8 protein-coding genes are annotated in these 10271 nt (G+C 51.2%); 1 reads left to right on the forward strand and 7 read right to left on the reverse strand.

The annotated features are described in order from the left end of the window. Positions 1-29: 29 nt before the first annotated feature. The 4 genes from glmM to rlmE form a co-directional block, all read right to left on the reverse strand. A complete protein-coding gene (gene glmM / locus H8D24_07675) occupies positions 30-1367 on the reverse strand; it encodes a phosphoglucosamine mutase (protein MBC8520266.1) in 1338 nt (445 codons plus the stop codon). Continuing rightward, positions 1364-2149, reverse strand: a complete 786-nt coding sequence (gene folP / locus H8D24_07680; GenBank protein ID MBC8520267.1) for a dihydropteroate synthase — start codon at positions 2147-2149, stop codon at positions 1364-1366. Before folP ends, glmM begins: the two co-directional genes overlap by 4 nt. Before the next feature lie 34 nt (positions 2150-2183). Next, the gene (gene ftsH / locus H8D24_07685) at positions 2184-4112 is read right to left on the reverse strand and encodes an ATP-dependent zinc metalloprotease FtsH (protein MBC8520268.1); all 1929 of its coding nucleotides are present in this window, start codon (positions 4110-4112) and stop codon (positions 2184-2186) included. An 86-nt stretch (positions 4113-4198) separates the two neighbouring features. Continuing rightward, on the reverse strand, positions 4199-4819 hold the full coding sequence (rlmE, locus tag H8D24_07690; protein MBC8520269.1) for a 23S rRNA (uridine(2552)-2'-O)-methyltransferase RlmE: 621 nt from the start codon (positions 4817-4819) through the stop codon (positions 4199-4201). 71 nt (positions 4820-4890) lie between these two features. On the opposite strand from rlmE, the gene yhbY reads away from it, so the two are divergent. After that, positions 4891-5184, forward strand: coding sequence for a ribosome assembly RNA-binding protein YhbY (gene yhbY, locus H8D24_07695; protein ID MBC8520270.1), 294 nt, complete (start codon positions 4891-4893; stop codon positions 5182-5184). 54 nt (positions 5185-5238) lie between these two features. On the opposite strand, the gene greA is transcribed toward yhbY, so the two are convergent. From greA to carA, 3 genes are read right to left on the reverse strand one after another with little or no spacing between them, the layout of a single operon-like run. Then, complete coding sequence (greA, locus tag H8D24_07700) at positions 5239-5718, reverse strand: transcription elongation factor GreA (protein MBC8520271.1); 480 nt, start codon at positions 5716-5718, stop codon at positions 5239-5241. After that, a complete protein-coding gene (carB, locus tag H8D24_07705; protein MBC8520272.1) occupies positions 5715-8945 on the reverse strand; it encodes a carbamoyl-phosphate synthase large subunit in 3231 nt (1076 codons plus the stop codon). Before carB ends, greA begins: the two co-directional genes overlap by 4 nt. Then, entirely contained in the window at positions 8945-10120 is a 1176-nt protein-coding gene (gene carA / locus H8D24_07710; GenBank protein MBC8520273.1) for a glutamine-hydrolyzing carbamoyl-phosphate synthase small subunit, read from the reverse strand. Before carA ends, carB begins: the two co-directional genes overlap by 1 nt. Positions 10121-10271: the final 151 nt, after the last annotated feature.

Here is a 10271-nt window from a genome sequence, read left to right on the forward strand (position 1 = left end):
TTTCAGGGAAAGCCTGCCCGTGCTTGAGCTTAGCTTCCTACCTGTTGCCGAACCACCTCTGCCAACTCTTCAGCCATGGCAGTGACCTCTGCCTCATCCTTCCCTTCTACCATCACCCGAACCAGAGGCTCGGTACCCGATGGACGTAGCAATATGCGCCCTCTATCCCCAAGCCTCTCCTCTGCAGAGCCAACCGCCTGCTGAATCACCTCACTATCGGCAACTCCTCTCTGTTGAAGCGGAACATTGATCATTTTCTGGGGATATAGAGCCACATCTGCAGTCAATTCGGCCATGGTTTTTCCTCTCTCCACCATCTCAAACAACACCTGCAGAGCACTAACCACACCATCACCGGTTGTTGTTCTATCCAGACAGATCAGGTGACCTGATGACTCTCCGCCTATAACCCCACCATTTGCATCCAGCATCTCCAATACATAGCGGTCACCAACTGCCGCCCTCATAAACTGGATGTTATGACTGGCATATGCATGCTCTACACCAAGATTAGTCATCAGGGTCCCAACCACTGGACCACTGAGCGCATTCTGTCGCTGCCTGGAGCGGGCAATAATGTAAAGAAGAAGATCACCATCAATAATCTTGCCACCACTATCAACCATAATGCAGCGATCCCCATCACCATCCAGACCAACACCAAGATCTGCGCCGTGCTTCTTGACCATATCCACCATCACCCCAGGAGAGGTTGAGCCAACCTCATGGTTGATATTCAATCCATCAGGGGTGTTACCTATTACCACAACCTCTGCACCAAGCTCAGTAAATACATGTGGAGCTGTTGCATAGGTCGCTCCATTGGCACAATCGACCACCAGTTTCAGGCCTTGCAGTGAAAAACCTGCAGGAACAGTTCCTTTACAAAATTCAATATATCGCCCAGGCGCATCATCTACGCGGCGGGCCTTGCCCAGATTCGATGATTCAACTGTATTCATAGGCTTCTGTAGCAGCGCCTCAACCTCGTGCTCCCAGCTGTCTGGTAACTTTTTCCCCTCAGCAGAGAAGAACTTGAAGCCATTATCATAAAATGGATTATGTGATGCACTAATCACAACTCCAGCCAGTGCGCGCAAGGTGCGGGTAAGATATGCAACTGCCGGGGTTGGCATAGGTCCCAACAGGCCAACGTCAACTCCTGCTGCGGAAAATCCTGCCTGCAGAGCGGACTCGAACATATATCCAGAGATACGGGTATCCTTGCCGATCAGCACCATGCCATGCTTCTCTCTGGATAAAACCTTGCCTGCAGCATATCCAAGACGCATCGCAAAGTCTGGAGTAATTGGTGGCTCCCCAACCTTCCCACGTATTCCATCAGTACCAAAATAAGTTCTACTCATGCACTCTGCTCCCTAAGCAGGCCTGCACCCAATAGTGCCTCCCTGGTCTCTTTCACATCATGTACCCGCACAATGTCTGCTCCACGCTCTACAGCAACCACTGCTGCTCCGACACTACCCCATACTCTATCTCCAACTGGCGCATCGTCAAGCACTGCTCCAACCATTGACTTCCTTGATATTCCAACAAGCAGGGGGAGATCCAGGCTCTTGAAACCATGCAAATCTCTAAGCAACTTGTAGTTATGTTCCAGTCTCTTGCCAAAACCAAATCCAGGATCTATCAGCAGATTTGATCGTGGGATTCCTGCCAGCTCACAATCGGCAATCCTGCCTCTCAGGAACCTGATAACATCATCAGTAACATCCTCATAATCGGGCGACTCCTGCATGGTTCTCGGCTGCCCCTGCATATGCATCAGAGATACCGGGACATCAAGTAGTGCTGCCATAGCCATGGCACCATCTTCTTGAAGAGCACGAACATCGTTTATCAATCCTGCCCCTGCATTGACTGCGGCCTCCATTACCTCTGGCTTGCTGGTATCAACCGATATGATGACATTTATATTTTTGTGAATAGCCTCAACTACAGGTATTACCCGTTGCAACTCCTCCTCAACAGTTACCGCAGATGCACCTGGCCTGGTTGATTCACCACCAATATCGATGATATCCGCACCACTATTAGCCATGTTGGCAGCCTGAGACAGTGCTGCATTTAGAGCAAGGTACTCTCCCCCATCAGAGAAGGAGTCAGGAGTAACATTGAGAATCCCCATTATCTGGGGAGTGTGAAAATTCAAATCCAGCTCTTCAGTGCTGGTTGGCAGGACCACCTATGGAAGAGTCCGACCCCTTGTCTTTGTCTGTTGACGATATTTCCGCCTTGATCGACTCCTCTGATCCACCCTCGTTATCTGAATCACTCCAATCCTCTGGTGGCTGCGGTGCTCTCCCCTCCATAATATCCTTGATCTGATTTTCATCAATGGTCTCAAAACGAATCAGGGCATCGGCCATCATGTCGAGCTTATCCCGACTGTTTTTCAGGATATCCTCGGAACGTTTGTAATTACGGTCAATCAGTGAACGTATCTCCTCATCAATCAGATGGGCAGTCTCATCAGAGACCTCTTTATGTTTGGTGACAGAACGTCCAAGAAACACCTCTCCCTCCTCTTCAGCATAGGTCAACGGCCCCAGCTTATCGGACAGACCCCATTTCGTAACCATGTTGCGTGCAATATCGGTTGCACGCTCAATATCATTGGAGGCACCAGTGGTAACCGCATCCTTGCCAAACACTATCTCCTCGGCAATACGCCCACCAAAAAGGCTGGATATCTGACTCTCAAGACGCTGTTTGCTGTGGCTGTAGCGATCACCCTCCGGAAGGAACATGGTTACACCCAGAGCCCGTCCACGGGGAATAATTGTCACCTTGTAGACAGGGTCGTGATCAGGAACCGAGAGTCCGACAATCGCGTGCCCAGCCTCATGAAATGCTGTAAGAGCTTTCTCATCATCACTCATCACCATGGAGCGGCGTTCTGCCCCCATCATGATCTTGTCCTTGGCTTTCTCAAACTCAACCATATTGACAAGGCGTTTCCCCGCCTTGGCAGCAAATAGTGCAGCCTCATTAACCAGGTTGGCCAGGTCTGCGCCAGAAAATCCTGGGGTACCACGCGCCAGCACCTTCGGTTTGACATTCTTGGCAACTGGAACCTTGTTCATGTGAACCTTGATAATCTGCTCGCGGCCACGCACATCAGGTAGCGGCACCACAACCTGGCGATCGAAACGACCAGGACGCAAAAGTGCGGGATCAAGCACATCGGGGCGGTTGGTGGCTGCAATAACGATCACGCCATCATTGGCCTCAAAGCCATCCATCTCTACCAGTAACTGATTAAGGGTCTGTTCACGCTCATCATGTCCGCCACCTAAACCAGCTCCACGATGACGCCCAACCGCATCGATCTCATCAATAAAAATGATGCATGGTGCATTCTTCTTCGCCTGCTCAAACATGTCACGAACACGAGAGGCTCCAACACCGACAAACATCTCTACAAAATCAGAACCTGAGATAGTAAAAAATGGAACCTTTGCCTCGCCTGCAATTGCCTTTGCAAGCAGTGTCTTACCGGTACCAGGGGAGCCTGTCAGTAGTACACCGCGTGGAATCTTGCCCCCAAGTTTCTGGAATTTGCCCGGATCCTGCAGAAAATCTACCAGCTCAGAGACCTCCTCTTTGGCCTCCTCTACACCAGCAACATCGGCAAATGTAACCTGTACCTGATCCTCATTAAGGAGGCGCGCCTTGCTTTTACCAAATGACATTGGGCCACCCTTGCCGCCCATACCACCCTGCATCTGACGCATAAAGAAAATCCAGACCCCGATCAACAGCAGCATGGGGAACCAGGAGATAAATATCTGCATCAACATACCCTGCTGTTCAGGAGGTTGTGCATTGATGACTACGCCATTATCAATAAGATCACCCATCAACCCACTATCACCAGGATTGTACGAGATGAATGATTGCCCGGAACTGTTGACCCCCTTCAACACAGGACCTTCAATATCAACACTGCTCACCCGCCCCTGACGAACATCAGTAATAAACTGGGAGTACGCCACATTTTGCGAGTTGGAGTTGGTTGGTCCAAAACTGTTAAAAACAGACATAAGGACCGTTGCAATAACGACCCAAAGGAGGATATTTTTCATCATGTCATTCAAGGTAGTGTTCCTGGATTTTATTGGTATCTCTACTGTATGGGGGCAAGTATACCCGAATTCAAGTGGTACTCTGCACTTCAGCCCCTGAATTTTCTGGCCAACAGATAGACCTCACGACTACGATTTCTTGATGCTTTTGGTTTTCTGGTAATTACCACAGAGAAATCTCTCCTTAGAGCACGCAGCAGCTCATCGAAACCATCTCCCTGGAATACCTTCATCAGAAGATCTCCGCCCTTTTTCAGATTTTGTTTTGCGAAATCATGTGCCATCTCAACAAGCATCATTGCTCGAGGAATATCTACTGCACTCATTCCACTCATATTCGGCGCCATATCGGAGAGAACCAGATCAACCTTCTCTTCCCCTACAATCTCCAGCAGCTGTTCCAGAACATCATCATCCCTGAAATCACCCTGTAAAAATGTTGCTCCCGGTACTGGCTCTATATCTAACAGATCCATGGCAACCACTGCCCCACCTTTTCCTGCTTTTTTTACCGCAACCTGAGTCCAGCCTCCTGGAGCCGCTCCCAAATCCACAATTCGCTGTCCAGGACGCAACAGATGGTCTTTCTTGTCAATCTCCAGCAGTTTATAGACTGCACGCGAGCGGTATCCCTCTGACTGAGCCTTTTTCACAAACTCGTCATCAAAATGCTCCTGTAGCCAGCGGCTACTACTTTTACTTCTTGCCACAGTGAATTCTCGACATTACCATACGCATCTTATTTACAAGGGACAGGCTCTAAGGGCTCTCAAATATAGTTATGGATCTTACAGGAAAACAGAAACGTCACCTTCGCGGATTGGGTCATGAGCTTCACCCATTAGTTACAGTTGGTGGAAATGGTCTCTCCGAGGGGGTTCTATCAGAACTGGATCAGTCCCTTGAGCATCACGAGCTGATCAAGATTCGGGTCAATGCCGGAGATCGTGAGGAGCGCAAAAACCTGATTGATGAACTTGTCACTAAAAGTGGGGCCGCCCTTGTGCAGACTGTTGGACATGTTGCTCTGCTCTACCGCAAAGCAAAAACACCATCACTGCAAATCCCCAAGTAGCTCATACTCCACGTAGCTCATACAAGTAGCTCACATATGGCTCTCCCTAAAAGCTCAGGGAATATATAGAATCTCTACAATCTCCAGATTTCTGGTGCCTCCGGGCGTCTGCACCACTGCAGGCTCTCCCTCTTCCTTGCCGATTAATGCCCGGGCAATCGGTGAATTAATGGATATACGCCCCTCTTTGATATCAGACTCGTCATCTCCAACAATCTGGTAGGTAATCTCTTCTCCACTATCTTCATCTTCCAATACTACAGTCACACCAAATACAACACGTCCATTCTGTGGCAAGGTAGAGACATCAATCTCCTGAGCATTACTAAGCTTTGCTTCAAGATCCTGAATTCTGCCCTCGATAAATCCCTGCTGCTCACGGGCCGCATGGTATTCTGCATTCTCCTTGAGATCCCCGTGTGCACGTGCCTCGGCAATGGCATCCACCACCTCTGGGCGCTCTACTGATTTAAGGTGATGTAGCTCCTTACGAAGTTTTTCTGCACCTTTTACTGTTAATGGAATCGTGTTCATGAGGCTTCTCCATGTAGATCCTGTAACCTATTAACCTCACGATCATCCAGCTTGGAGAGTGCATAAGCCACCGCCTGCGCCCCAGCCACCGTTGTAAAGTAGGTAATCTTCTGATTTAGTGTCTCGCGACGGATAGAGTATGAGTCGGAAATTGCATGTTTCCCTTCCGTAGTATTGATGATGAGATCAATCTCGCCATTCTTGATCCGGTCCACAATATGAGGGCGCCCCTCTGTTACCTTATTAATGCGTTCGCAGGAGATAGAGGCACTATTCAGCGATTTTGCGGTCCCACTTGTTGCAACCAGCTCAAATCCGGCATCTGACAACTCTCTGGCAACCTTGATGATCGCCTCTTTGTCACCATCACGAACACTGATGAATGCTCGTCCAGATTTGGGAAGAGGTCCACCAGCAGCAAGTTGTGATTTTGCGAAGGCCTCGCCAAAGCTGTGGCCAACCCCCATCACCTCTCCGGTTGATTTCATCTCCGGCCCCAGTAGCGGATCCACTCCCGGAAACTTAACAAACGGGAATACCGCCTCCTTGACCGAGAAGTAGTCGGGAACAATCTCTGTTGTTACCCCCTGCTCACTGAGGCTCTGGCCAGCCATACAGCGGGCTGCTACCTTGGCCAGTGGTCGTCCAATCGCCTTGGAGACGAAGGGAACAGTACGGGATGCACGTGGATTGACCTCCAGGACGTAGATATTATCTCCCTCAGCGGTTCTCTGAATCGCAAACTGCACATTCATCAGACCCAACACTTTCAATTCAAGCGCCATTGCACGAGTCTGTTCGCGTAGACGATCCTGAACCTCATCGGAGAGATCATATGGCGGCAGTGAGCATGCAGAATCACCAGAGTGAACTCCGGCCTGCTCAATATGCTGCATGATGCCGCCGATCACCACATCGGTGCCGTCACAGATTGCATCCACGTCCACCTCGATTGCGTCATTGAGGAAACGGTCCAGCAGCACTGGGCTCTCATTGGAGACCTGTACGGCCTCGCGGAAATAGGTCTGCAGCCCCTCGGCATCGTGAACAATCTCCATGGCCCGTCCACCCAGCACATAGGATGGGCGTACAACCAGTGGATAACCAATCTCCTCTGCCAATACCAGCGCCTCATCTTCTGCACGGGCAGTACGGTTGGGTGGCTGTAGCAGACCCAGTTTATTAAGCGCCTGCTGGAACCGCTCTCTATCCTCTGCCAGATCAATCGCATCAGGGCTGGTTCCAATAATCGGAACCCCTGCCCTCTCCAGATCCAGCGCCAATTTCAGCGGGGTCTGACCACCATACTGAACGATGACTCCTGCCGGTTTTTCAACCTCAACAACCTCCAGCACATCCTCCAGAGTAAGGGGCTCAAAGTAGAGTCGGTCAGAGGTGTCATAGTCAGTGGAGACGGTCTCTGGATTACAGTTGACCATAATGGTCTCGTATCCATCCTCGCGCATTGCCAGCGCCGCGTGGACACAACAGTAGTCGAATTCAATCCCCTGGCCAATCCGGTTGGGGCCGCCACCAAGCACCATGATCTTGTTATTGTCCGAGGGGTTGGATTCACACTCCTCCTCATAGGTGGAGTACATATAGGCGGTATTTGTGGGGAACTCTGCGGCACAGGTGTCGACCCGCTTGAATACCGGGCGTATACCCAGCTGGTGACGATGGCTACGTACTGTATATTCATCACTCTTCAGTAGAGTTGCCAGACGTCGGTCCGAGAACCCTTTGCGCTTCAGCAGTTTCATCTGCAGCGCATCAAGGTCATTTAGCACACCTGCTGCAACCTCTCTCTCATCCTTAAGCAGATCCTCAATCTGCACCAGGAACCAGGGGTCAATCCAGGTTGCCTCAAAGATCTCTTCCATCGACCAGCCGGCACGGAAGGCATCCGCCACATACCAGATCCGCTCGGGCCCTGGTACCCGCAACTGTTTACGCAGAGTCTCTTTCAGATTGTCTGCATCCAGTGCAATCTTCTCATCCAGCCCGTCAGCGCCTGTCTCCAGCCCCCGAAGTGCCTTCTGCAGCGACTCCTGGAAGGTGCGGCCAATTGCCATCACCTCACCCACCGATTTCATCTGGGTAGTAAGGGTTGCCTCTGCCTGGGGGAATTTCTCAAAGGTGAAGCGGGGAATCTTGGTGACCACATAGTCAATCGACGGCTCAAATGATGCCGGGGTGGCACCACCGGTAATCTCATTCTGGAGCTCATCGAGGGTGTAGCCAATTGCCAGCTTGGCGGCGATTTTGGCAATCGGGAATCCGGTCGCCTTGGATGCCAGTGCTGATGAACGGGAGACCCTTGGGTTCATCTCGATGATGATCATCCGCCCGTTTTCCGGATTGATCGCAAACTGCACATTGGAGCCACCAGTATCAACACCAATCTCACGCAGTACCGCCAGTGAGGCGTTACGCATGATCTGGTACTCCTTGTCAGTAAGGGTCTGTGCCGGGGCAACGGTTATGGAGTCACCGGTATGAACCCCCATGGGATCAAAATTCTCGATTGAGCAGATGATGATGCAGTTATCCTTGTGGTCACGCACCACCTCCATCTCATACTCTTTCCAACCCAGCACCGACTCTTCGATCAGCAACTCATTGGTTGGGGAGAGGTCAAGACCACGCTCACAGATCTCGGCAAACTCCTCACGATTGTAGGCAATGCCACCACCACTTCCGCCCATGGTGAACGAGGGGCGAATAATTACCGGAAAACCGAGCGAGGCCTGCACCTGCTGTGCCTCCTCCATGCTGTGGGCAATATCGGAATTTGGGGTATCCAGCCCTATCTTGTGCATAGCATCACGAAAACGCTCGCGATCCTCGGCCTTGTCGATGGCGTTGCTGGTTGCACCAACCATCTCTACATCGTACTTCTCCAACACACCTTCACGCTCCAGATCAAGCGCACAGTTCAGTGCTGTCTGCCCACCCATGGTTGGAAGCAGTGCATCGGGGCGCTCTTTCTCGATAATTCGTTCAACCGTCTCCCAGTGAATTGGCTCAATGTAGATCGAGTCCGCCATCTCCGGATCGGTCATGATGGTTGCGGGATTTGAGTTAACCAGAATTACCCGGAACCCCTCCTCACGCAGTGCCTTGCAGGCCTGGGCACCAGAGTAGTCAAACTCACACGCCTGCCCAATAACAATCGGGCCTGCGCCAATAATCAGAATGCTTTTAATGTCGGTACGCTTTGGCATTACTCGACTCCCTGCTCAGCTGCGTCACGCGCCTGCTGCATCAACTCAATAAAGTGGTCAAATAGTGGGGCTACATCATGGGGGCCGGGGCTCGCCTCGGGATGCCCCTGAAAGCTGAATGCGGGACAGTCGGTTCGCTCTACCCCCTGCAGGGACTTGTCAAAGAGAGATCTATGAGTTGCTATCAGGTTTTCTGGTAGGCTATTTTCATCAACTGCAAAACCGTGGTTCTGACTGGTGATCATCACCTCTCCACCCTGCAGTGATTGAACAGGATGGTTGGCACCGTGGTGGCCAAATTTCATCTTCTCTGTTTTGGCACCACTGGCCAGGGAGAGTAACTGATGACCAAGACAGATGCCAAACAGCGGCATCTTTTCGTCAAGCAGTCGTTTGATACTGTTCTGTGCGTAGTCGCATGGCTCTGGATCACCAGGCCCATTAGAGAGGAATACCCCGTCAGGGTTGAGTGAGAGCACCTCCTCGACCGGAGTTGTGGCCGGCACCACCTGCAGACGGCAGCCACGATCCACCAGCATGCGGAGGATATTGCGCTTGACCCCATAGTCATAGACCACAACATGCCATGGCAGTGAGGATGGGTTCTCTACCGGTGCCGGCAACCCCTCTTCGAGCTCCCAACTCCCCTGGGCCCAATCGTACTGTCTGTCGGTAGTTACCTCTCTGGCCAGATCCATACCCTGCAGTCCGGGAAAGGCCTTTGCTGCCGCAATGGCGGCATTCTCATCAATCTGGTCACCTGCAACTATGCAGCCGCTCTGTGCACCCTTCTCTCTGAGAATTCTGGTTAGACGACGAGTATCTATACCTGCAATTGCGACTGTATTGTTGCGCACCAGATACTCTGTAAGGGTCTCTTTGCTACGCCAGTTACTCTGAATTTGCGAACGATCACGAATAACCAGCCCTGCAGTCATCACTGCAGGTGACTCTTCATCTTCCGGATTTGTTCCAACATTACCAATGTGTGGATAGGTGAGCGTCACTATCTGACGCATATAGGAGGGGTCTGTCAGGATCTCCTGGTAGCCGGTCATTGCGGTATTGAATACCACTTCACCTACCGCTTTAACAGCAGTGCTGCCAGAAATACCAATTGACTCCCCGTAAAAGAGGCTACCATCTTCCAGTGCCAGTATTGCAGGTGTTGCCATAGTTGATTCGCGCATAGAAAACGGGAGTTACTGTTACGCAAGTCCCGTGTTCAAACTCCAGTCGGTCCAGTATCCGCCCATAATGGGGAGATTTGGCGAATTCTACTCCGAGTGCTGTAAAACGTCCATGCCCTACCCGTGAAAAACCGGG

The sequence above is a fragment of the Candidatus Thiopontia autotrophica genome, from assembly GCA_014384675.1.
GTDB lineage: Bacteria > Pseudomonadota > Gammaproteobacteria.